We start from the raw sequence: 24735 nt of genomic DNA, 5'->3' as shown, positions 1-24735 counted from the left end.
CCTAACTGATTAAACAGTTAAGCTGTGACGACCTTTTGCACGACGGCGAGCTAGAACTTGACGACCAGCTTTAGTAGCCATACGAGCACGGAAACCATGAACGCGTTTACGCTTTAATTCAGATGGTTGGAATGTACGTTTCATATTGAAACTCCAAAAATGATCTTTCTATAAAGGTCCGCGATTTTAGTGCTCATTGCTTGAGCTGTCAATGCAAAAGCCACTTTCTTTTCAAATAAGACTGAAATCAAAATTGTAAATAGGGATTAAAAAAATTGTATTCAAATACCTATATATAAGTTAACCACAATATAACTATTTGTTTTAAAATTAAATATAAGTTATTAACACTTATATCAACATAGTTATCCACAACTTATGTGAAATCTAAATTTAACCCATAAGTTTTGAATTTAAATTTAAACTTTTCTCAGTTATCCACAAAAGAATCAAATCTTATAAATAAATTCAAATTTATAAATTTAAATTTATTACTATTAGGGTGGACTTTTTCTGTGGAAAAGCTAATTTTGTATTAAATAAACAAAAACTTAGTTTGTGGATAAAACTGTTTTTATTAATTTTATACTTTGTGGATAACTTTGTGTTATATTTTATCCACAGCTTGCGGATAAACTTATCCACACCAGCTTTTTAAATTTAAATTTATCCACCATGACTGCTTTTTGCGCAAAATCTGTGGAAATTGCCATGACAGATGTGGATAACTTGGTTAGAATGGCGACCCGCTTTGGTCGCGGTCAGCCTTTTTGATTAACAATGGAATGAATAGGGGATTCACATGCTTTGGACAGACTGCTTAAATCGCTTGCGACAAGAGCTCTCTGGAAATGTCTTTACAATGTGGATTCGCCCGTTGGTTGCAGAAGAGCTGGACGATACCCTGCGTCTTTATGCACCTAATCCATATTGGACGCGCTACATTCAAGAGCATCATCTGGAACTGATTTCGATTTTGGCCGAACAGCTGTCTGAAGGTCGCGTACGTAAAGTTGAAATTCTGGTGGATTCACGTCCAGGTGCAATTTTATCTGCCAGTGAACAGCCAGCGACGACAACAGCGGCTTTGGAATCTGCACCTGTGGTTGCGCCAGCACCGCGTCCTAAGAAAGAAAAAGAAGATTCAGGCAAAAATAGCCGTAAACGTCAGCTGAACCCTTTATTTACCTTCTCGTTATTTGTTGAAGGCCGTTCTAACCAGATGGCAGCTGAAACCTGTCGTAAGGTGTTAACCCAACTCGGGGCTTCACAACATAACCCGCTATTTTTATATGGTCCGACTGGTCTGGGTAAAACCCACTTGATGCAGGCCGTCGGGAATGCATTATTACAGGCAAAACCCAATGCCCGCGTAATGTATATGACTGCGGAAAGCTTTGTGCAGGATTTTGTCAGTTCCCTACAACAGGGCAAGGTTGAAGAGTTTAAGAAAAACTGCCGTTCACTGGATCTTTTGCTAGTCGATGATATTCATTTGCTGGCAGGTAAAGAAGCCAGTCTGGTGGAGTTCTTCTATACCTTTAACGCGCTATTGGATGAATCGAAGCAAATTATTCTCACCTCGGATCGTTATCCTAAAGAATTGACCGAACTGGATCCACGTCTGGTTTCACGTTTTTCCTGGGGACTTTCTGTGGGTGTGGAACCACCCGATATCGAAACCCGAATTGAAATCTTGCTGAAAAAAGCCGAAAACACCGGTGTAGATTTACCACGTAACTGTGCGCTATTTATCGCCCAACAAGTAGTAGCGAACGTCCGTGAACTGGAAGGTGCGCTAAACAAAGTGGTGGCGATCTCGCGTTTTAAAGGAACACCGATTGATCTGGATGTGGTGCGTGAGTCTTTGAAAGATGTCCTCGCAATTCGTGCCCGGACCATCAGCACTGAAAATATCCAGCGTGTAGTGAGTGAGTATTTTCGCATTCCACTTAAAGAGCTGGTAGGTCCAAAACGTACCCGTATTTATGCGCGTCCACGTCAGCTTGCAATGGGTCTGGCACGTGAACTGACTGGAGACAGTTTCCCGGAAATTGGTATGGCTTTTGGTGGTCGAGATCACAGTACAGTCATGCATGCCTGCGAAAAAGTACAGAGCTTGCGTGAAGAAGATCCGATCTTCAATGAGGACTATAAAAACCTGCAACGCCTGTTGCAGAGTTGACCTAAAACGCTCAAATTCTGTTCTTGCTATGCGGCCTGTTTTGCCGCATAGTTAACTGCTAAAAATTCAACTTTTATCTTATTAATCTTCAGCTTTAGAGGAATGTACCGTGCGTTTAAAAATCGCGAAAGAAAGCTTACTGAATGTTCTCTCACATGTCGTAGGAGCGGTTGAACGTCGCCATACCTTAAATATTCTTTCAAACCTGAAAATCCAGGTGACTGCTGAAGCTTTGACCGTCACCGGTTCGGATCTGGAAGTAGAACTGGTTGCCAGCACACAGTTGGCTGAAGGTGCATGCCTGCAAGCCGGTGAAACCACTGTTCCAGCACGTAAGCTGATTGATATCTGTAAATCTTTGCCATCAGCAGCCCTGATCGACCTGCAAATTACCGATGACCAGCGTTGTATCCTGAAATCTGGAAATAGTCGTTTTGTGCTCGGTACTTTGCCTGCGGATGACTATCCATTACTGAATACTGAAAATACTCAAGGCACGCAAGTGACTGTGACTCAGCGCGAATTAAAGCGTCTGTTTGAAAAAACGGCTTTCGCAATGGCAGTGCAGGATGTGCGTTTCTACCTGACCGGTACTTTACTTGAAATTGACGCCAATCAGCTTCGTGCGGTAACGACAGATGGTCACCGCTTGGCACTGTGTGAAACAGCAGCACAATCGACAGCAACTCAACCGATTCAAGCCATTGTTCCACGTAAGGCAGTCGCTGAATTGCAACGTTTATTAAGCGTTGAAGATGAGCAGCTTTCTCTGCTGATTGGTCGTGAATTATTGAATGTGACCATTCGCATGGCCAGCCGTGATAAAGAACAGACCGATATCACAGTTCGTTTCACTACGAAACTGATTGACGGTAAATTCCCGGACTACCGCCGTGTGATTCCACGTGGTGGCGACAAGAATGTGATTATTGCGCATGACGTGTTTAAGCAATCTTTACAACGCGTGGCTATTTTGAGTAATGAAAAACTGCGTGGCGTATTCCTGAACTTTAATGCCGGTTCATTACAACTTCGTGCCAATAACCCGGAACAGGATGAGGCGATTGAAGATCTGGCCATCCAGTATGCAGATGCACCACTGGAAATGTCATTCAATGCGCAATACCTGATTGAAGTGCTAGGGGTACTGGACGGTGAAGATGTATCAATGACCATGACTGAAGCGAATCAGTCTGTACTGGTTCAGGATCCGTCTCATACCGATCAGACCTATGTCGTGATGCCAATGCGTGTCTAAGCGACAGCTGAGCTAAGCCAACGCTATGCATATTACGCGTCTTCATATTGAACGTGTACGAAATTTAAAAACGGTTGCACTCCAGGGATTGCAACCGTTTAATGTTTTTTATGGCCAGAATGGTTCAGGCAAGACTTCAGTACTGGAAGCTATTCATTTACTGGCCACAGGACGTTCCTTTCGTACCCATATCCCGAAAAATTACATTCAGCATGGTGCCTCGGATGCGATTGTGTTCGCCCAATCGGAAACTGAAAAAGTCGGCATGCAAAAAATGGCCAGCGGGGAACAGCTGATTAAGGTCAATGGCGATGCGATTGCGACTCAAGGCCAGCTTGCTAAAATGTTGCCCTTACAACTGCTTGATCCACAAAGTACCGATATTATCGATCATGGCGCCAAACCACGTCGTCAGTTATTGGACTGGTTAATGTTCCACGTGGAACCAGAGTTTTATCATGCCTGGCAATATTATTCACGAGCCTTAAAACAGCGGAACAGTCTGCTTAAATCCAAACGTTTTCTAAGTTTGTCTGATCTGGAACCGTGGAACCAGATGCTGAGTGAGTATGGCGAGATTTTGCACTCCCAGCGTGTCGGCATCGTGGAACAGTGGAAGCCATTTTTTGAGGATGATCTCAAGCATCTACTGCCTGATCTGGAGATTTCTCTGGAATACAGCCCTGGCTTTCACAGCGAAAACGGCCTGCTGAATGACCTGACCAATCATCATGATAAAGATGTGGAACGACGCTATACCGAATATGGTCCACATCGCGCAGATTTGCGTCTCAAGACCCCTTTGGGGGATGCTGATGTGATCTTATCTCGCGGACAAAAAAAGCTTTTAATGATGGCGCTTAAACTGTCGCAAATCGCAATGCTGCATTCTTGTAATAAGGAAACTGTGGTATTATTAGATGATGTGACAGCAGAATTAGATTTAACCGCACAACAACGTTTAATTGAGCGATTGAGCCAGCTTGGTAGTCAAGTTTTTATTACCACTTTAGACCATGAATCAGTACAAAAGCACCTACATGATCTGTCTATCTCATATCAGTTATTCAATGTTGAAAACGGTACAGTTCAAGTTGTTGTGCAATAGTTTTTAAATTTTTACCTATCTTTGGATAAACCTATATTTCACTAGGGAGAAACCATGAGTTCAGAAGATCAAGCTGCTTCTCAAACAGAACAAACCACTGAAAAAGCTTATGATTCCTCTAGCATCAAGGTATTACGTGGTTTAGACGCAGTACGTAAGCGTCCAGGCATGTACATTGGTGATACAGACGATGGTACCGGCTTACACCACATGGTCTTCGAGGTCGTAGATAACTCGATTGATGAGGCGCTGGCAGGTCACTGTGATGAAATTTTAGTGACTATTCATGAAGATGAATCAGTTTCAGTATCAGATAATGGCCGTGGTATTCCGACCGACATTCATCCTGAAGAAGGTGTGTCTGCTGCAGAAGTAATTTTAACCATTCTGCATGCTGGCGGTAAGTTTGATGATAACAGCTATAAAGTTTCTGGCGGTCTGCACGGTGTAGGTGTATCCGTAGTAAATGCATTGTCAGAAAAACTGGAATTAACTATTCATCGTGCCGGTAAAATCCATGAACAGGAATACCGTCATGGTGATCCAAAATTCCCGTTAAAAGTGGTGGGTGAGACCGATAAGACCGGTACTCGCGTGCGTTTCTGGCCAAGTGCTGAAACCTTTAGCCAGACCATTTTTAATGTCGATATTCTGGCACGTCGTTTACGTGAACTGTCCTTCCTGAATGCAGGTGTACGAATCGTATTACGTGACGAACGTATCAATGCCGAATACATTTTTGACTATGAAGGCGGTTTGGCTGAGTTTGTTAAGTACATTAACCAAGGTAAAACCCACCTGAATGACATTTTCCATTTCACCACTCAGGCGGAAAATGGCATTGGTGTAGAAGTTGCACTGCAATGGAATGATTCTTATCAGGAAAATGTACGCTGCTTTACCAACAACATCCCGCAAAAGGATGGTGGTACTCACTTAGCCGGTTTCCGTGCAGCACTGACCCGTGGTTTAAATAACTACATGGACAGTGAAAATATCCTGAAAAAAGAAAAAGTTGTGGTTTCAGGTGATGATGCGCGTGAAGGTTTGACTGCGATTGTGTCAGTAAAAGTGCCGGATCCGAAATTCTCTTCACAAACCAAAGAAAAACTGGTATCGAGTGAAGTGAAATCTGCCGTTGAGCAGGCCATGAACAAGGCATTCTCTGAATATCTGTTAGAGAATCCACAGGCGGCTAAATCAATTGCAGGCAAGATCATTGATGCAGCGCGTGCCCGTGATGCGGCGCGTAAAGCCCGTGAAATGACCCGTCGTAAGAGTGCGCTCGATATCGCCGGTCTTCCAGGTAAACTGGCGGATTGCCAAGAGAAAGATCCAGCTTTATCTGAACTGTACCTGGTCGAAGGTGACTCTGCGGGCGGTTCTGCAAAACAGGGCCGTAACCGTAAGATGCAGGCAATTCTGCCGCTAAAAGGTAAGATCCTGAACGTGGAACGTGCCCGCTTTGACCGTATGATTTCTTCTGCAGAAGTGGGCACGCTGATTACGGCACTCGGCTGTGGGATTGGTCGTGAAGAATATAACCCGGACAAGCTGCGTTATCACAAAATCATCATCATGACCGATGCTGACGTGGATGGTTCACACATTCGTACGTTGTTGCTGACTTTCTTCTTCCGTCAAATGCCGGAACTGGTGGAACGTGGTCATATCTATATTGCGCAGCCACCATTGTACAAGCTGAAAAAAGGCAAACAGGAACAGTACATCAAGGACAATGATGCACTGGAAACTTACCTGATTTCGAATGCGATTGATGAGCTGGAACTGCATATCAGTGCTGATGCCCCTGCGATTCGTGGTGAAGCTCTGGCCAATGTGATTACTGATTATCAAACTTCACAGAAGAGCCTGGCACGTTTAACTGTACGTTATCCTGCAAGCTTGCTGGATGCGTTGATTTCACTCGAAGCATTCAAGCTGGATCAGCTGGAAGATAAAGCGTATGTGGAAACCTGGGGTGAAGACCTGCGTGCAGCGATTGAAAAAATCCAGCCAAGTTTACGTCCTGAATTGAGTCTGGAACGTTTTGAAAAAGGTGTTGATGGCCAGATCGTAGAAAGCTGGTTACCACGGATTACAATTTATGTGCATAACCTGCCGCATCATTACCTGCTAGATGCTAGCCTGCTCAGCTCAAGTGAATATGCACGTTTACTGAAAAATTCGAAAAGCTGGTTCACGCTGCTTGAAGAGGGTGCTTATTTACAGAAAGGTGAGCGCAAGATTCAGGTCAGCAGTTTCCATCAGGTTTGGCAGCACATTCTGCAAGACTCTCGCCGCGGCATGATGATCCAGCGTTATAAAGGTCTGGGTGAGATGAACGCAGACCAGCTGTGGGAAACCACGATGGATCCAGAAAACCGTAACATGCTACAAGTGACGGTACAGGATGCGATTGAAGCAGACCGTATGTTCTCTTGTCTGATGGGGGATGATGTGGAACCACGTCGTGCCTTCATTGAAGAAAATGCCTTGAATGCCGATATTGATACCTGATCCATCGGAATAAATCGAAACGAAAAAGCGCCTTTTAAGGCGCTTTTTTTACGTAAATTTTCTATTAATGCCAGATGAACTGTTTAGAATAATTTTAATCTAAGCAGTTTTTAGACCAATGATCTGCTAATGCTAGGTCTTAAAAAACCTAGTTCAGTAGAATCAAGTCTTATTTATAAAGAGGTTTATCCATGGATAGCCAGCTTGAAGAAATACGTGAGATCTGGGCCAATGCATTCTATAGTGGCGACTATGATGTGCTGCGCCACTACGAACATCAGGACTTTCAGGTGGTTTTTGAACAGGAAGGCCGCGTAGAAGGAAGTTATCTGCGTTATGACCGGATCGCTCATGCGGTACAAAACGGTGTATGGAAACCGCTGAAGCCAGACATAGAATATGAAGAATACGAGTACAATGAAGATCAGACCGAATGCCGGATCTTGATTGGACTGGAAAATAATAAACAGCGTCTTCAGGAGATCTGGAAGCTAGAGGATGAATGGAAAATTCTAGAACTTAGATTTTTTAAATCCTAAAGTTCCAATGATTTATTAAGTTACTTCGAAATTTTCTAAAAATATTTGAATAGTGTTGTTTTAAATTTTGTTTGAACCCTGATCAATCGTGTGGATAACTGCAAAGTTATCCATATTTTTTTATGTGAATAAGATAGTATTTATCCACAAGTTATATTGTCTTTCTTATCTCTTAATTTTTTAAATTTAAATTTAATTTCTCTATCTTGTGGATAAGTGTTTTTAAATTTAAAATGGGTTTTTGAATTTAAAAGACTAGTTGGAGCCATATCTTCTATGTTCTTTAACGGCAACCAGTTCAGGTGAGTTTTTATCTGTTTTTAATGGTAAATTATATAAATAACTTAAAAATTAATGGTTTATATTGATATTGTAGATTTAATTAACAATCAGCGTGGAACATATTTTAATTCTAAAAATCTTCACTGTAGCTAAACTACACAATTAATTTAATAATCAAGTGAACTTTCAATTTTTTATTACTGAATCATAGGCTTATAGATTTTTCTAACTTTTACTTCTATAGCTTAGTTTTTTTAAGCTGGGTCATCACGTGACCTAGTGCCAGTTCATTTGATAAACAGACAATAGATCTGAGCTTTTAGAAACTGAAAATAGAAAAAAATACGGTTTATAAAATGGTGATCAAAAATAAAAAAAGCGCCTAACGGCGCTTTCTATTTTTTACCATTGTATTTATGGGGTCAGAATAATCTTGCGGCAGTCTTCTTCACGTTTATCAAAAATACGGTAGCCTTCAGCAGCTTCTTCCAGTTTCATGCGATGGGTAATAATCACTTCTGGAGACAGCTGGCCATTTTCTACATATTCAAGTAATTGTGGCAAGAATTTATGTACATGTGTTTGACCCATTTTAAAGGTCAAGCCTTTATCGAAGGCATCACCAAACAGGAAGCCATGAATTGGACCAGCATATACACCTGGCACACTCACCACACCACCACGGCGTACTGCGGCGATACATTGACGTAGGGCAAAGCCGCTCGAACCTTCAATTTTTAGATTCGTCATCACAGTTTCAAGCAAACTGCCTTTGGCCTCGAAACCAATCGCATCAATGACGGCATCAACACCACGATGACCGGCAGTATTTTGAATAATATATTCAGCTGCATCGACTTCATCAAAATTCACTGGAATTGCACCATAAGTTTGATGGGCGAAACGCAGACGGTAAGGGTGGTGATCGACCATAAAGATCTGTTCGGCACCCAGCATACGTGCGCAGGCAGCCGACAGTAAACCAACTGGACCAGCACCATAAATCGCAACACTGGAGCCGCGAGTGACCTGGGCATTGGTTACAGCCTGCCATGCAGTAGGCAAGATATCAGTCAGAAACAGGACTTTTTCATCCGGTAATGATCCTGGCACTTTAAATGGGCCCACATTACCTTTAGGCACACGAACATATTCAGCCTGTCCGCCTGGTACACCGCCATATAAATGGCTATAACCAAACAGAGCCGCACCTGGTGGAATTTGTTTCTTATTGATAATTGCACCACGGCCAGTATTGGTATTTTCACAGGCAGCCATCAGTTCATGTTCACAGAAAAAACAGTGACCACATGCAATCACGAAAGGAATAATTACCCGGTCGCCTTTTTTGACTTCTGTGACTTCAGGGCCGACTTCTTCTACAATTCCCATAAATTCATGGCCGAAAATATCGCCATCTTCAGTGGCCGGGATTTTACCCCGGTATAGATGCAGATCTGAGCCACAGATGGCAGTCGCTGTCACCCTTAAAATGACGTCATCTGGTTCCTGAATCACTGGATCTGGAACGGATTCAACTCGTACATCCCGAGCACCATGATAGGTAAGAGCACGCATGCGGATTTCCTCTCTCTAGTTCAACATTAAACAGACTCGTATCAAGGCTACCAAAAATAAAAAACACTTTTATTAGAGCCTTATGCGCCAGGAAATCGCTGTAAATTAATGTATGAAATAAGACATCCGAGTGTTTAAAAAATAAACTTATATAGGATTTGCGTAATTCACTACAAAATATGTCAAAAAACGGTTTCGATAAAAAAATCAGGGAAAAGATGGAGAGAGCAATATATAAAAAGTATAAAAAAGAGATTAGCTCCAGTTGCAGCTAATCTCTAAGATTTGAATCAAGGTTTAAAACTTAACCTTCCTGAAAAGATTGCTCCAAACTTTCTAGCTCCATCATCAGTTCTAGCATTTGCTCTTCGGCAGTTTCCAGTTTCTGTTTCAGTTCAGTTTGCTCGTTCATAAGTTTCAGCAAGTCATCTTTACGTGCAGCTTCATATAAAGCGCTATCTGCCAGCAATTCTTCAATTTCTGCCAGACGCGGTTGTAACTTGTCAATTTGCGCTTCGCATTTTTCGATATTCTTGCGAATCGGACGAGTCTGCTCACGACGCTGAGCGGCCAGTTTGCGCTGTGCTTCCTTATCTACTTTGGCTACCACCACAGGTTTAGCTTCTGTTTCTACTACCTGTGCTTTGGCTAAGGCATTCTGTGCATTGATCTGCTGTTGACGCGCTTCACGTAACCATTTGGCATAGTCCTGCAAATCACCCTCAAATTCGGTACAACGTCCGGCATGTACTAACAGCAATTCATCACATACTGTCGCAATCAATTGACGTTCATGCGAAACGAGTACCACCGCACCTTCAAAATCCTGCAAAGCCATAGTCAGGGCATGGCGCATATCCAGGTCCAGATGGTTTGTCGGTTCATCCAGAATCAGTACATTTGGACGCTGCCAAACAATTAAAGCCAAAGCCAAACGTGCACGTTCACCCCCAGAGAAACTCTCACATGGGGTATCCATGCGCTCACCGCTAAAACCGAAACTGCCGAGGAAAGAGCGTAAAGAAGCTTCACTGATTTTTGGATCGGCGATACGTGCCAGTTGTAGCATTGGGCTGGCATTAGCGTCCAAAGCATCCATCTGGTGCTGGGCAAAATAACCAATATTGAGTAATTCTGAGGCTTTACGTTGACCATTTAATAAAGGCAAATCTCCGACTAAGGTTTTGATCAGGGTTGATTTACCCGCACCATTCATCCCCAATAAACCGATACGTGAATTTGGAGTGATTTGCAGATTAATTTTGCTGGCAATCGATTTATCGCCATAACCAATTTCCGCCTGTTCCAAGGCCAGAAGTGGTGAACTCATTTTGGTCGGTTCACGGAAACTGAAGGTAAAAGGCGTATCTACATGAGCAGGGGCGAGATCCTGCATACGCTCCAGCATTTTGATCCGGCTTTGGGCCTGACGTGCTTTAGTTGCTTTGGCTTTGAAACGGTCAATAAATTTTTGTAAATGTGCTCGGGCTTCCTGCTGTTTCTCAAAGGCCTGTTGCTGTTGCGCCAGACGCTCGCTACGGGTCACTTCAAAAGTTGAATAATTACCGGTATAGAGGGTGAGTTCCTGATTTTCGATATGCAGAATATGATCCGTCACGGCATCCAGAAAATCACGGTCATGCGAAATTAGCACTAAAGTGCCTTCATACGCCTTTAACCAGTCTTCGAGCCACAAAATCGCATCCAGATCCAAGTGGTTGGTCGGTTCATCGAGTAATAGCAGGTCTGAACGGCTCATCAGGGTACGGGCCAAATTCAAACGCATCCGCCAACCGCCTGAAAAGCTGGAAACATCCAGGCGAATCTGATGATCCATAAAGCCTAAACCAGCCATTAACTGTGCTGCTTTAGAGGGAGCGGAATAGCCATGAATCTCGTCAAAACGGCCATGTAGCTGTGCCAGTTCTGCATCAGAAAGCTGTTCCGTATGCGCTAGTTTAGCCTGTATATCCCAATACTCTTCATCGCCTGACAGAACAAAATCAATGGCCGGCATATCTAGCGCTTTAATTTCCTGAGCCATATGCGCTACGGTCCAAACGGATGGACGGGTTAGCGAGCCCTCATCTGCACTGAGCTCACCTAAAAGAGCCGCAAACAGGGTGGATTTTCCTGCACCATTCACGCCGGTTAAACCAATTTTCCAGCCGGGATGAAGCTGCATGGAGGCTTTTTGAAATAACACTCGCCCACCACGGCGTAACGAAACTTGGTCTAACTGAATCATTGAACTTACTAACAAGGGCAAAAGAGAATGCCGCTATTCTAATGGAAAGCCGGGAGAAAACAAAAAATCTTCGTTGCAGTTTATCCTGTTCAAGCTTTAAAAATTTATAGATTCATATATGATGAATCTATGTTTTGAGTAAATACTCTATTTTGTTTAAAAACCGAAAGATAGAGCCATCAAGGCTCATAATAATATTGAGTAGAATAAAAATGAAAAAAGGATTTTTAATTTTATCTGCACTGGGCCTATGGGCTTCGAGTGCACATGCTGCCCCAGTCAATGTCTGTGTATTTGATTTACTGGGAAAATCGGGTGAATCCTTCAAACTGCTGGAAGAATGGGCATTAGCCAGCAAGCAGTGGGGGGCTACGGTTCAATTGATTGCTTATCAGGATGAAGCCAAAGTCGATCAGGATGCCAAAGCCGGAAAATGCGATGGCTTCTATATGACCTCCATGCGCGCGCGAGCTTATAACAAATTTGCAGGCTCCATTGATGCCATTGGCGGCGTTCCTAATAATGACATTGCCATGAAAGCGGTGAGTTATGTGCTGGATAAGCGTAATACCAAGCGCATGACCACTCAGATTGGCAAGGAAAAATTTGAAGTAGCCGGTATTGGCCAGATTGGTCCTGCTTATATCTTTGTCCGTGATCGTAATATGAACAAGCTAGAACATATTAAAGGCAAGAAGTTTGCAGTTCTACATTATGACTATGCCCAAACCATTATGGTGAACCGGGTAGAAGCTGTACCGGTAAATTCGGAAATTTCCAATTTCATCCGTAAATTTAATCAGGGTGAAGTGGATATTGTGGCAGCGCCCGCTTATGCCTTTAAACCTCTCGAAGTGACTAAAGGACTGGGCCAAAAAGGAGCCATGATTAACTTTCCGGTGGTCAATGTCACAGCAGATCTGATTATTCGACCGGATAAATTTCCGGAACAGTTTGCAGCCAATTCCCGACAATGGTTTGTTAAGCAGTTACCACGCAGCTTCGCGATGGTAAAACGGATGGAAGCAGAAATCCCGCGTAAATATGTTCTGAACCTGAGTCGTGAGGAACAGGTCAGTTATCAAAAAATTCTGCGTGAAGGACGCATGGATTTAACCAAACAGGGCATCTATGATGCTGGCATGATGACGGTATTAAAACGGGCACGCTGTACTGTGGAAAGAACCAATTTCGAATGCTCAATTAGTGGTGAATAGTTTTAAAATCATGTATATCTTTGTAACTACAGCGAATGAAATGTAATTCAAAGTAGCTAAGCTAAAATATTAAGATGCTGATATATTTATAAAAAATAAGATAAAAGAAATCAAGAAAAACTGATTTATCTTTATAGGCCAAAAAGCCGCTTTTATCTGGAGTAAATGCTCTATTTTTTTAAAATAAATTTGCTTAATATTTGACGCGTGTACGGACACTCAGCTAACAACAAGATTTCAAAGGATAACTAAAATGAAAAAAACACTCTTATCATTGGCTGCATTTTCTGCATTTGGTTTTGCAGGTGTGGCACATGCAGAAAAGGTCGATATCTGTGTGTTTGACCTACTTGGTAAATCTGGCGAGTCTTTCCAGATGGCTCAGGAATGGGCACTGGCAGCAAAAGGCTGGGGCGCAGATATTAATCTGATCGCCCGTCAGGATGAAGCCGTCGCTGACAATGACTTTAAGGCTGGCAAATGTGATGGTGTATTCATGACCGCCATGCGTGCCCGTCAATACAACAAGTTTGCCGGTTCAATCGATGCCTTAGGTGGTGCTCCAAGTAATGCCATTGCACAGCGTGCGATTAGCTTCGCTTTGGATAAGCGTAATGCCGCTAAAATGGTTACCACCATGGGCGGTAAAAAATATGAGGTGGCTGGGATTGCGCCATTAGGTTCAGCTTTTATCTTTGTACGTGACAAAAATATTAACTCCATTGAAAAAGCGGCAGGCAAGAAGTTTGCTGTTCTTGGCTATGATGATGCGCAAAAAATCATGGTTCAACGTGTAGGTGCTCAGGCTGTAGTGTCTGATGTATCCAACTTCGTGGCCAAGTTTAATAATGGTCAGGTCGATATGGTGGGCGCACCGGCGTATGCGTATAAGCCACTCGAAATCTATAAAGGTTTGGGCAATAGCGGTGCCATGTTTAACTTCCCGGTACTGCATGTCACTTCTGACTTTGTGATTCGTCCGGAAAAATTCCCGGCTGGTTTTGGTCAGAAGTCTCGTGACTGGTTCATTAAAAATCTGCCTAAGAGCATGGCGATGATCAATCGTCTGGAAGCCGGTATTCCAGCGAAATATAAGCTGAATCTGAGCGCGGAAGACAAAACCAAGTACCAGAAGCTATTACGTGAAGGGCGTATGGATATGACCAAGCGTGGAATCTATGATGCCAGCATGATGTCAGTACTGAAGCGTGCGCGTTGCTCTGTCGATAAGGCCAACTTTGAATGTTCACTTTCTGGCGAATAATTTGATTTTTAAGGAAAAAAGCTTAGATTTATCTAAGCTTTTTTTATATTAAACAAAGTCAGATCTGCCATTGCAGATCACGGCAAAGCAGTTAAGCTGATTAAAAATAATGCTTTCATGTTTAGTATAAAAAACAATAACATGTAGTACTTAAAGCAGATAACAAAAACAAGGCAATCAAGGAAAGCAAAATGATGCAGAGAGGATGGAAAGCCCTGGCTGTAGGTGCAGCACTCGTGACAGTTTCAGGTCTGGCTCAGGCAAAACAGGTGGTATGTGTATTCGATCTGGTCGGCAAAAATGGTGACGTTTATGCTGTAATGAAAGACTATCAGCTGGCTGCAAAAAACTGGGGTGCTGATATCGAGCTCAGGGTAAATACCAATGAAGCCGTCGTCGCAGAAGATTTTAAAGCTGGTAAATGTGACGGGATCAGTGTCACGGGTATGCGTGGCCGTCAGTTCAACCGTTTTACTGGTTCACTCGATGCGATTGGTGCAATTCCTGATCTGAACCTGGCGGTAAAAGTTATGCAAGGCCTGGCGAGTCCGACCTTTGCCAAGCTCATGGTTCAAGGCAAGTATGAAGTCGCAGGGGTAATTCCGGTAGGCGATGCCTTCCTGATGGTCAATGACCGGAGTATTAATACTGTTGCAAAAGCAGCAGGTAAAAAAATTGCTGTACTTGACTATGACGAAGCACAAAAAATCATGGTTCAACAGGTGGGTGCACAGGCAGTCAGCGCCGATGTGACCAACTTTGGCTCTAAATTTAACAATGGTCAGGTCGATATTATTGGCGCGCCGGCTGCTGTATTTAAACCGCTAGAACTGCATAAAGGTTTGGGTAGCAAGGGTGCTATTGTGAATTATCCGGTATTGCAGGTCACCGGTAATATTATTATTCGTCCAGATAAATTCCCGGCAGGATATGGACAAAAATCACGTGAATGGGTGAAAAGCCAGTTACCACGTGCTTTTGGAATTTTGGGTAAAATGAAGGCAGATATTCCCTCTAAATACTGGATGGATATTCCTGAAGCAGATAAGCCAGGTTACCAAAAGCTGATGCGTGATTCGCGGATTGATCTGACCAAACGGGGTATTTATGATAAACGCATGATGAAGTTACTCTGGCAATTCCGCTGCAAGCAAAATCCGAAAAACTTCGAATGTGCATTACAGGATGAGAACTATAAAAAATCCTGATAAAATTACTCTGATTTGACTTTTAATCTGTACAGACTGACCATATATTGAGTGTGTTATACTTAAAATATGGTCTTTTCTTTTTAAAGACATTCCATTCAACAGAGGAATCCGCCATGAATGCTCAAGCGCTTGTGCTCACCGACAATGCCGCAAATAAAGTACGCCAGTTGCGTGACAGTGAAGGTAACCAAGACTTAATGCTCCGTGTGTATGTCACCGGTGGCGGTTGTTCAGGTTTCTCTTATGGCTTTAACTTTGCGGAAAGCCAAAATGAAGATGATGCAGAATTCGTCAATGGCGATGTCAAAATGCTGGTCGATTCTCTGAGCTATCAATATCTGGTCGGTTCAGTGGTTGACTATGTTGAAGGTCTGGAAGGTTCACGTTTTGTGGTACAAAACCCGAATGCGACCACGACCTGTGGTTGTGGATCTTCATTCTCGATCTAATACCTATCAAGTTGAATAAAAAAGTCCTCATATGAGGACTTTTTTATATCTGAAGAAAGCTTAGCTTTCCAGTTTGACCGCTTCAAGCAGGTCAAAAATCACTGTAGTGACATCCTGACTCAGTTCGCGGTTATTAAATATCTCGTAGGCTGTAATGGTAATGTCCGTATCACTCGGCAACAGACGCTGTTCTTCCTCAATCAAGTCATTGATCGGTAACAAAGTCTGTTTCACTTGCAGATGCAAAATATCCTTAAATTCAAGATTTTCATCATTCAGCTCGATCAGCTGTTCATTGAAATAAGGCAGCAAAATTGAATGAAGATAAGGTTGAATATCCTCGATATCAAAGATCTCGATATCACGGGTTTCATCAATCGTACTAATGTGGTCATTTACTTCAATTAAAATATGGTAGTAACTCACATGAATCTCCAAGAAAGTTGGCCTAAGACGTCCTACTGTTCTTCACAATAACATGAAATGAAACCAAGTTGTATTTTTACTAGCCTAAACACATAAATAATATAGGGAATTAAAACCTGAATGTTATCGGGTATACAATAGGGTCTTGTCTGCCGGGCGTAGTTTGAAATCTTGCAGATTCTGTTCACCCAATACAGGATACATTAAGGCTTCCGGATCATTATGATGATAGAGACCCAAGGCATGGCCCAGCTCATGTGCCAAAGTTAAACGTAAATCATCTTTGGCATCAAACTGGTAAATCTGGATCTTATCTCCCATAAAAATACCCTTATGAAACTGGCGTGGGGGAAAACGCTGCTGGGCCTGCTGGATATTTCGCTGATGGCTTTGCACACTGTTTTGATGAACAGAAACTTGCTGATTAAATGAAGATAGCTGTTCCTGAAGATAGGCATATTCGCGCTTAAAACTTTCCAGTTTAGGCTTGAGCATTTCCATCTCATACTGAAGCTGTTCACGCTCGGCAGATGAGCTGGCTTGTTGACGGCGTTGCAATAAAGTTTGAAATTCAAACTCAAGCTGACTTTTTTGCTGGATCAGTCGTTGCTGCTGATCTTCCAGATTTTTCTGTGAAACTTGCAGATTGCTGACTTCACGCTGATATCTGGCTTCATCGGCAAGTAACTTTTTTTCAACCTTTTTAAAGGCTTCATAGTCCTGTTGGCGTTGATCATAAATCAGTTGAATGGCCAGCTGAGCATTCTCATCATAGACCATCAGATCATCGCGACTGGTTCCTTCATGCCAGATCTGAATCGCTTCCTGACTTAATTGAATGACCTCATCACGGGTCAGGCCAAAGCCAGGATCGACCTGGTCAATCCGGAAACGTAAGCGGGTATCGAAAGGATGGGTCAAACGGTCAGTCAGGGAATTAAATTTTAATTGTGGATGGGTCTTGGTTTGTAGATACAAAAACAGTGACACAATGAAAACGACAATCCCCAGAAAGCTTAAAAGACGCATAGTGTTTTTTTAAATATTGTTTGGCTCAATGTAGCTAAAAAACCAGCAAAATCCTAGCGTCAGAGCGATAAAAAGTGGCAATAAAAAACCGTGCTTATGCACGGTTCTGTTCAGGTCAGATTATGATTTTTTACCTTTCCACTGTTCAACCTGTCTTGGCATATTGGAATGATAGATAAAACCAAGGCCTATACCATTCAATAAGAAGATCATAAATTCAATTAAATATTTCAGGTTATAGGAATGTCTGGTTTGGTGATTAAAGGCATACAGCGTGATTTCAGATTTAAAGATCTGGAAAATAATATAGCTCAGCAATCCAATAGCTAGAATGATAAAGCCTTTTCCGGAAGGATAACGCTGAGGTACTGCCAGGATCAGTAATACAATAATGGCAATCAGAAAACCCAAGGAAAAAGAAGCTTCAATTCCGAAAGTTTGCAGGTAATTAAAAGGCGCGAGTACCACATTCGGCGGTAAGATCAGAAGCAGATTGCCCATCGGGTAGAGCAGCATGATCGCAAGCCCGGAAGCCAGAAGAAAAAGCTTAACAAAATTCTGCATACGTTTTTATTTTTAAGTTATTTATTTCATTATAGTTTAATTAAAAAAGATTCTATTGCCTATGTATTGAACAAAAAAAAGACCGCATAAAATGCGGTCTTTTTCTCAAAGTGACAAATTATTTTTTGTCATCTTTTACTTCAGTGAATTCAGCATCAACTACGCCGTCATCTGCTTTTTGGGCTTGGCCTTCGCCGCCTTGGAATGCATTAGGATCGAAACCTTGTGCACCGCCTTGGCCTTGAGCTGCTTCATAAGCACGTTGAGTGATCGGCATAATAATGTTTTGCAATGCTTCAGTTTTCGCTTTGATTGCTTCAACATCATTTTCTTTCGTAGACGCTTCTAACTCAGAAACCGCAGTTTCGATTGCAGTTTTTTCGTCAGCAGTCACTTGTTCGCCAAGATCTTTTACTGCTTTTTGAGCAGAAGAAACTAGCGCATCCGCTTCGTTACGTGCTTTTGCAAGCTCTTCGAACTTACGGTCTTCTTCAGCATTTGCTTCAGCATCTTTGATCATTGCTTCGATTTCAGCATCAGACAAACCTGAGTTTGCTTTGATCTGGATAGATTGCTCTTTACCAGTGCTCTTATCTTTCGCAGATACTTTCAAGATACCATCCGCGTTGATGTCGAACGATACTTCAATTTGTGGCACACCACGTGGAGCAGGTGGGATGTCGCCTAACTGGAAGTTACCCAACAATTTGTTTTGTTGAGCCATTTTACGTTCACCTTGGTAAACTGAAATGTCTACAGCAGGCTGGTTGTCCGCAGCAGTTGAGAACACCTGAGATTTCTTCGCAGGAATCGTCGTGTTTTTCTCAATGATTGGAGTCAACACGCCACCCATGGTTTCAATACCAAGAGTTAGTGGAGTTACGTCAAGAAGAAGTACGTCAGTTTTATCACCAGACAATACCGCACCTTGGATCGCAGCACCCATTGCGACTGCTTCGTCCGGGTTCACGTCTTTACGTGGCTCGCGACCGAAGAATTCTTGTACTTTTTGTTGTACAAGCGGCATACGAGACTGACCACCTACCAAAATTACGTCAGAGATGTCAGAAGTTGAAAGACCTGCATCTTTCAGCGCAATCTTACAAGGCTCGATGGTACGAGCTACAAGATCAGCAACTAAACCTTCAAGTTTTGCACGAGTTACATTGATCACTAAGTGTTTAGGACCAGTCGCATCTGCAGTGATGTATGGAAGGTTGATTTCAGTTGCGTTAGAAGAAGAAAGCTCGATTTTTGCTTTTTCAGCTGCTTCTTTAAGACGTTGTAACGCAAGTGGATCGTTTTTCAAATTCACGTTTTGTTCTTTCTTGAACTCTTCAACCAAGTAGTCGATCAATGCGTTATCGAAGTCTTCCCCACCAAGGAAGGTATCACCATTAGTTGATAACACTTCGATTTGCTGGTCGCCATCAAGGTCAGCAATTTCAATGATTGAAACGTCGAATGTACCACCACCCAAGTCGTATACCGCAACTTTACGGTCGCCTTCTTTCTTGTCCATACCGAACGCAAGCGCCGCAGCAGTTGGTTCGTTGATGATACGTTTAACTTCTAGGCCTGCAATTTTACCTGCATCCTTAGTTGCTTGACGTTGTGCATCGTTGAAGTAAGCAGGAACAGTAATCACCGCTTCAGTGACTGTTTCACCCAGGTAGTCTTCTGCAGTTTTCTTCATTTTTTTCAGAACTTCTGCAGAGATCTGTTGTGGAGCAAGTTTCTTGTCGTTTACTTCAACCCAAGCATCGCCATTGTCAGCTTTCAGGATTTTGTAAGGAACCAGACCGATATCTTTTTGTACTGCCTGGTCTTCATAACGACGACCGATCAGACGTTTGATCGCGAATAATGTGTTTTTAGGGTTGGTTACCGCTTGGCGTTTAGCTGATTGACCAACAAGGATCTCACCATCTTTGTACGCAATAATAGATGGAGTTGTACGTGCGCCTTCAGCGTTTTCGATAACTTTAACTTTGTCGCCTTCAAGTACTGCAACACATGAGTTTGTAGTACCTAAGTCAATACCAATGATTTTAGCCATTTGGATGTTTCCTCAAAAATTTTTTTGTGATTTACACTTGTTATCCGATATGAGAGCCGTTCAATTTTTTTCAAGTAAATTTTTAGAAAAAATTTCACAAACTCCCGATTTATTTCGCTTAAGCGCCAACCATGACCATTGCAGGACGTAATAAACGACCATTGAGGGCATAGCCTTTTTGCAAGACTGTACCGATTTCATTAGATTTGGCATTTGGATCAATACCGACTGCCTGATGCAATTCAGCATTAAAACCATTTGCGGTATCAACTGCGACTACACCAAATTTCTCTAGTGTATTGAGCAACGCTTTCAGGGTCAGTTCTACGCCTTCACGTAACGAGCCCTGTTCTTCCCCTGCAGCAACAATCGCGCGCTCCAGGTTATCCACTGTATCTAGCAGCTCTTTAGAGAACTTTTCCAGCACAGTGTCTTTATGCTTTTCTGATTCACGCTGAATACGTTCTACACTTTTTTGTGCTTCGTAAACTGCATTGGCAGTGCGTGCCTTTTCTAACTTTAAGTCACCTTCAAGTTGTGCAATCTGCTCTTGTAAAGATTCAACGGTAACTTCTACTTGCTCAGGTTCAGCTTGAGTTTGCTCTACCTCTTGTGTCGCTTGCTCTTGCTCAAGATCTTGAACTTGTTCGTTCTGCTCAGTTGCCATTGATTTACTCCGTTTAAATGGGTTTTTAAACATGTACAGTCCTTGGGCGTCAGAGTTAACTGCGTTAATACTGAACTGCCATGATTGAAATTTTTAATTATTTAAAGAAATCGGGGCAGGGGTAAAAAATTCAAGCACAAGTACAGATTAATTTTAGGATTTATTTAGATTTAATGACTTTCATAAATGTAGCATCGTATTTTTAGATAGAAATAATAATTTTTATCTGTTTTAAATATTTTTAAGACCGGTGCATCATAGCGTCATTAACAGCGACCTTGTTCTGAGGAGAGAGCTGAACCAGGTTGCTGTTGCCTTATTTTTTTAAGCTGTTTTTTCCAGTCGGATCCCTCACACATGGTCCGGCTTTTTTTTGTCCAGATTATTTTTTAGACATAAAAGCGATTAATAACTAAGCAATAAAGTATTACACAAAAAATGAGCAACGCTATATTATTCATTTCAGATTCTATCGCTGTAGTTTCTTCTCTTTTTTAGAAATGTGTTTTCGTGGCTTATCTTTTCTCTAGATAAGCCTTTTTTTTTGCCTGAAATTTGCTACGGTTTTCGACTTATAAAATGGGATCATCTTCATCAAGGCTGTGTTGAGTAAAAACATTTCTTCTATTCAAAGAAAATAACTGGAATGAGATCAAAACCATAAAACCGAGTCCATAAAAAAAGCCCTGATCTAAATCAGGGCCTCTTTTTTTATTTATATTCTGCCTAATCACGACGATTACGTGGTCGCTGCTGTTCCTGTTTACGTCGCTGATCATTCCAGCGTGGATTATTGGAGCGGTTTTGCTGAACCCGTTTACGCTGCTGTTCTGCCACTTTTTTACGTTGTTCCAGCTGCTGGCGACGTTTACGTTCGGCCTGGGCCTGTTTCTGACGCTGGTTACTCAGATTCTTGCGTTGCTGTTCCAGACGTTGTCGTTCCAGTTGAGTTTTACGACGATCCAGTTCTATTTGCCGACGACGTTCCTGTTCCCAGTTACGCTGCTGAATATTTTTGCGCCGTTCCAGTTCCAGCCTCTTACGTTGCTGTTCATATTCCCAGCGTTGCCGGTCATAGCGGCGGTCTTGATCATAACGATAGTCATAACCTCGATCGCGACGGTCATAACGTCCGTCATAATAACCATCATCAGGAAAAGCCACACAGCCTACGGCTAAAAATGCAGTGGCTAAGGATACCGTTATTATTCTTATCGCCATAAGCTATCTCCTTTTATACAGACTTCTACATCAAAGTCGCAAAAGTGCTGTAAAAATCTCACTTAAACTGTCAATGACATCTGATTAAATTCAGGTTAGCGTATTTGGCAGATGATCTATGTACATTGATATTAAGACTTATATAAGAATATGGTCACTAAAACCCTAATCATGTAGAAAAAATGAAGAATTATGGGAAAAGGATGAAAACTCATGGGTGTGAATAATCCGGTCACAAAATTTGTAATGGATAAGGGGCAGGGCACTGCAGCACGCTTGCTGGATTGCCTGCCGAGCTTTGCACAAGTACGTCTGGTAAAAGCATTGGATTATCCTTATGACTATCCTGATTTGGATCCTTATATAAAATGCTTGATGGCGATTCAGATTAAACAGGGAGAGCACAGTTTTATTAGTGAAGATGCGGTGCAGTCACGTCAACTGTTTGATGAACGCATGAAAGCTATTCAGGCGAAACCGACGCCGGTCAAGGCAGTCGAGGATCTGCGTCTGCCATTGCAAAATGGCACTATCTTTGCCCGACATTATCATCCGGCACCACAGAAAAAATTGCCGATGGTCATTTTCTATCATGGTGGTGCATTTATAGTGGGTGGTTTGGATACACATGATGAGTTTTGCCGTTTATTGGCGGTGCATGCCAAGGTGCAGGTACTCAGCGTGGCTTATCCGCTAACGCCCGAATACAGTCCTTTGCAGATGGTACAGGTCTGTGAAGATGCTCTGGCTTGGGTACATCAAAACATTAAGCAGCTGAAAATCTATAAAAACCAGATTGTAGTGGCAGGGGATAGTGCAGGTGGAAATCTGGCGGCAGTGGTTGCGCAGCGGAGTGCCGATAAAATCTATGCACCTCGCGCACAGTTATTGCTTTACCCGGCTGTCGATTTTAAAAGCCGCCATCCTTCTTTTTATGCATACAATCAGGGCCTGGTACTTTCAGCTCAGGATATTGATCTGGTGACCAAGCTATATGCTGAAACACATCAGGTCGAACTGGACGATCCGCTGATTTCACCGACCTATGGTGAACTGAAGAATCTACCGCCTGCCTATGTGATTACCGCCCGTCATGATGTGTTGCATGATGAGGGTTCAATCTATGCTCTGAAGTTACGTGAGAATGGGGTACGAGTGTACTATCAGGAATATACGGATCAGGCACACGGTTTTATCAATCTGACCCCAATTCATAAACGTTCGAAAAAGCAGGTTATTGAACTCAGCAAGAATTTCCGTAAATTCCTGGATAAAAAGATCTGATTCAAAAATAGATATAAAAAAGGTGTTTCACGTGAAACACCTTTTTTATTTTTTATGGATCTTGGCTTCTGGAAAGACTAAATTAAATTTAGGTACATAAAAGCTTTGTAAATATTTAGCTTTAGAAAAATCTGGGAATATATCCTGAGTATCTTGCCACTCTGCTTGAATGAGCTTGGATAAATAACCCCGGAATTGAGGGCTAAACTGATAATGCTGGGATTTCCAGGTTTGCCGGATTTTTAGCATGGAGCTTGGAAGATGATGACTATTTAAATAGAAAGAACGAGGAGATTTAGGTTTTTTAAGACGAAGCGTCATGCTTTGCCCACGATGAGTTATGCGACAAATCGTTTCCTGTCCCTGTTCTTGCCAGTCAAACTCTGCATATTCTTTAGGAATACCCCACAAGTGCTGACCATGCACAATAGATTCATGAGTAGAGACATAAATTTTCGGAATAGTCGAAAGACGCCGTCTGCTAATTAAAGGATGATCCATAATCAGCAATTCATCATAAGGACCCACAGGAGAATGATGATAGCGCACCAATAAAACCTGAACGACACGGCCAAGTGGAGATGGCGCAATCCGAAAACTTTGAAATTCACGAATGAAATGAAGGGTAATCCAGTAATTTAGAATAAAACCCTCCCCCTGCAAATGCCAAGGCGGAAATTGATGGACGCTTTTCTCCTGTAGTAATGCATGGCTCATTATTATTCTCTTGTCTTTAGTCGGCAGGTCACTGCATTATTAGTCATGAAAGATTAATATGTTGTGAATCTCAACCTTTCTTTATCAGTAGATGAGTTAAAAAATGTTAAAAAAATCATTATCTGCTATCGCGTTGATCGCATTTAGCTTGCCAAGTTTTGCTGCCAATACCCTGATCGAGATGAAGACCTCATCCGGTAATATCGAAATTGAACTCTTTAATGACAAAGCACCGATTACGGTGAAAAACTTTGAAGAATATGTCAAAAGCAACTTCTATACAGGAACCATTTTCCATCGGGTCATTCCAGGCTTCATGATTCAGGGCGGAGGTTTTGATCTCAACATGCAAGAAAAAGCCAATAATAAAGCTTCAATCAAGAATGAATCAGATAATGGTTTGCAAAACAAACGTGGCACTTTGGCCATGGCACGTACCAACGACCCTAATTCGGCGAAAGCGCAGTTCTTTATTAACTTGGTAGATAACAGTTTTCTGGATCGTTCACCAAGAAATGCTGGATATGCAGTATTTGGGCGGGTCACAAAAGGTATGGAAGTAGTCGATAAGATCGCTCAAGTACCTACTCAGAACTATGGCATGCATCAGGATGTTCCGAAAACAGCTGTGAAAATCAACAGTGTGACCATTAAAGCACCAAGCGTGAAAAAGTAAGTGAAAAATAAAACATAAATGTTTTGTTTATATTTTCTTTGGAATATTATGAACTTATGTAACAATTGGTAGGAAAATGAACTAATTTGGTGCATAAAAATGAAACAGTCATGATTGGTGTGCGTTAAAAGCACTTGCTTGTGTAGGAAATTGCCCTATAATGAGCTCATACCGACGAGATAGACGGAAACGAACGAAACACGAAGCGTTGAGTTGTTAAGTTTATCGAAGTC

General features: G+C 42.2%; 21 protein-coding genes. 11 read left to right on the top strand and 10 right to left on the bottom strand.

Going from position 1 to position 24735, the window contains the following annotated elements:
- Nucleotides 1-9: 9 nt before the first annotated feature.
- Nucleotides 10-144: a 50S ribosomal protein L34 gene (gene rpmH / locus FTU72_RS10660; RefSeq protein ID WP_000831329.1), complete on the bottom strand. Its 135-nt coding sequence runs from the start codon at nucleotides 142-144 to the stop codon at nucleotides 10-12.
- A gap of 658 nt (nucleotides 145-802) precedes the next feature.
- Between rpmH and dnaA the strand changes: the two genes are divergently transcribed.
- The 5 genes from dnaA (at nucleotide 803) to FTU72_RS10635 (ending at nucleotide 7610) form a co-directional block, all read left to right on the top strand.
- Complete coding sequence (gene dnaA, locus FTU72_RS10655; protein WP_004780349.1) at nucleotides 803-2185, top strand: chromosomal replication initiator protein DnaA; 1383 nt, start codon at nucleotides 803-805, stop codon at nucleotides 2183-2185.
- A 109-nt stretch (nucleotides 2186-2294) separates the two neighbouring features.
- Nucleotides 2295-3443: a DNA polymerase III subunit beta gene (gene dnaN, locus FTU72_RS10650; protein ID WP_159124285.1), complete on the top strand. Its 1149-nt coding sequence runs from the start codon at nucleotides 2295-2297 to the stop codon at nucleotides 3441-3443.
- Between the two features lie 25 nt (nucleotides 3444-3468).
- A complete protein-coding gene (gene recF / locus FTU72_RS10645; protein ID WP_166139276.1) occupies nucleotides 3469-4551 on the top strand; it encodes a DNA replication/repair protein RecF in 1083 nt (360 codons plus the stop codon).
- A gap of 54 nt (nucleotides 4552-4605) precedes the next feature.
- Entirely contained in the window at nucleotides 4606-7071 is a 2466-nt protein-coding gene (gyrB, locus tag FTU72_RS10640) for a DNA topoisomerase (ATP-hydrolyzing) subunit B (protein WP_180052813.1), read from the top strand.
- A gap of 191 nt (nucleotides 7072-7262) precedes the next feature.
- On the top strand, nucleotides 7263-7610 hold the full coding sequence (locus tag FTU72_RS10635; protein ID WP_180052814.1) for a hypothetical protein: 348 nt from the start codon (nucleotides 7263-7265) through the stop codon (nucleotides 7608-7610).
- Nucleotides 7611-8306: 696 nt separating this feature from the next.
- Here FTU72_RS10635 and FTU72_RS10630 read toward each other — a convergent pair.
- Together FTU72_RS10630 and FTU72_RS10625 are read right to left on the bottom strand one after the other, a co-directional pair.
- Nucleotides 8307-9470, bottom strand: a complete 1164-nt coding sequence (locus FTU72_RS10630; protein WP_159124281.1) for a zinc-dependent alcohol dehydrogenase — start codon at nucleotides 9468-9470, stop codon at nucleotides 8307-8309.
- 304 nt (nucleotides 9471-9774) lie between these two features.
- Entirely contained in the window at nucleotides 9775-11718 is a 1944-nt protein-coding gene (locus FTU72_RS10625) for an ATP-binding cassette domain-containing protein (RefSeq protein WP_179993061.1), read from the bottom strand.
- A gap of 212 nt (nucleotides 11719-11930) precedes the next feature.
- Here FTU72_RS10625 and FTU72_RS10620 point away from each other — a divergent pair, with 212 nt between their 5' ends.
- The 4 genes from FTU72_RS10620 (at nucleotide 11931) to erpA (ending at nucleotide 15859) form a co-directional block, all read left to right on the top strand.
- Entirely contained in the window at nucleotides 11931-12935 is a 1005-nt protein-coding gene (locus FTU72_RS10620) for a putative solute-binding protein (protein WP_159124291.1), read from the top strand.
- A gap of 253 nt (nucleotides 12936-13188) precedes the next feature.
- On the top strand, nucleotides 13189-14199 hold the full coding sequence (locus FTU72_RS10615; protein WP_004780360.1) for a putative solute-binding protein: 1011 nt from the start codon (nucleotides 13189-13191) through the stop codon (nucleotides 14197-14199).
- A gap of 194 nt (nucleotides 14200-14393) precedes the next feature.
- On the top strand, nucleotides 14394-15407 hold the full coding sequence (locus FTU72_RS10610) for a putative solute-binding protein (protein ID WP_180052823.1): 1014 nt from the start codon (nucleotides 14394-14396) through the stop codon (nucleotides 15405-15407).
- Nucleotides 15408-15523: 116 nt separating this feature from the next.
- Nucleotides 15524-15859 carry an iron-sulfur cluster insertion protein ErpA gene (gene erpA / locus FTU72_RS10605; RefSeq protein ID WP_004780362.1) on the top strand — a complete coding sequence of 112 codons (336 nt, stop codon included), beginning with the start codon at nucleotides 15524-15526 and terminating at the stop codon, nucleotides 15857-15859.
- Between the two features lie 60 nt (nucleotides 15860-15919).
- Here the strand turns inward: erpA and FTU72_RS10600 are convergent, their stop codons facing one another.
- The 6 genes from FTU72_RS10600 to FTU72_RS10575 all read right to left on the bottom strand — a co-directional run bounded on the left by FTU72_RS10600 (nucleotide 15920) and on the right by FTU72_RS10575 (nucleotide 21825).
- Nucleotides 15920-16297, bottom strand: a complete 378-nt coding sequence (locus tag FTU72_RS10600; RefSeq protein ID WP_180052815.1) for a hypothetical protein — start codon at nucleotides 16295-16297, stop codon at nucleotides 15920-15922.
- 111 nt (nucleotides 16298-16408) lie between these two features.
- Complete coding sequence (locus tag FTU72_RS10595; protein WP_180052816.1) at nucleotides 16409-17314, bottom strand: matrixin family metalloprotease; 906 nt, start codon at nucleotides 17312-17314, stop codon at nucleotides 16409-16411.
- Nucleotides 17315-17434: 120 nt separating this feature from the next.
- Complete coding sequence (locus FTU72_RS10590) at nucleotides 17435-17830, bottom strand: hypothetical protein (RefSeq protein ID WP_257218537.1); 396 nt, start codon at nucleotides 17828-17830, stop codon at nucleotides 17435-17437.
- Nucleotides 17831-17996: 166 nt separating this feature from the next.
- Nucleotides 17997-19937: a molecular chaperone DnaK gene (gene dnaK, locus FTU72_RS10585; RefSeq protein WP_104426786.1), complete on the bottom strand. Its 1941-nt coding sequence runs from the start codon at nucleotides 19935-19937 to the stop codon at nucleotides 17997-17999.
- 118 nt (nucleotides 19938-20055) lie between these two features.
- Entirely contained in the window at nucleotides 20056-20604 is a 549-nt protein-coding gene (grpE, locus tag FTU72_RS10580; protein WP_180052824.1) for a nucleotide exchange factor GrpE, read from the bottom strand.
- A gap of 726 nt (nucleotides 20605-21330) precedes the next feature.
- Nucleotides 21331-21825, bottom strand: a complete 495-nt coding sequence (locus FTU72_RS10575) for a hypothetical protein (protein ID WP_180025579.1) — start codon at nucleotides 21823-21825, stop codon at nucleotides 21331-21333.
- Between the two features lie 213 nt (nucleotides 21826-22038).
- Between FTU72_RS10575 and FTU72_RS10570 the strand changes: the two genes are divergently transcribed.
- The gene (locus tag FTU72_RS10570) at nucleotides 22039-23109 is read left to right on the top strand and encodes an alpha/beta hydrolase (protein ID WP_180052817.1); all 1071 of its coding nucleotides are present in this window, start codon (nucleotides 22039-22041) and stop codon (nucleotides 23107-23109) included.
- A 45-nt stretch (nucleotides 23110-23154) separates the two neighbouring features.
- Here FTU72_RS10570 and FTU72_RS10565 read toward each other — a convergent pair whose 3' ends face one another.
- Complete coding sequence (locus FTU72_RS10565; RefSeq protein WP_180052818.1) at nucleotides 23155-23826, bottom strand: acetoacetate decarboxylase family protein; 672 nt, start codon at nucleotides 23824-23826, stop codon at nucleotides 23155-23157.
- Nucleotides 23827-23929: 103 nt separating this feature from the next.
- Between FTU72_RS10565 and FTU72_RS10560 the strand changes: the two genes are divergently transcribed.
- Nucleotides 23930-24502, top strand: a complete 573-nt coding sequence (locus FTU72_RS10560; RefSeq protein WP_104426782.1) for a peptidylprolyl isomerase — start codon at nucleotides 23930-23932, stop codon at nucleotides 24500-24502.
- Nucleotides 24503-24735 lie beyond the last annotated feature (233 nt).

This window comes from Acinetobacter sp. YH12137 (assembly GCF_013418535.1).
Lineage (GTDB): Bacteria > Pseudomonadota > Gammaproteobacteria > Pseudomonadales > Moraxellaceae > Acinetobacter.
The sequence above is the reverse complement of the archived record's forward strand: the minus strand, read 5'-3'. Positions and strand labels throughout refer to the sequence as shown.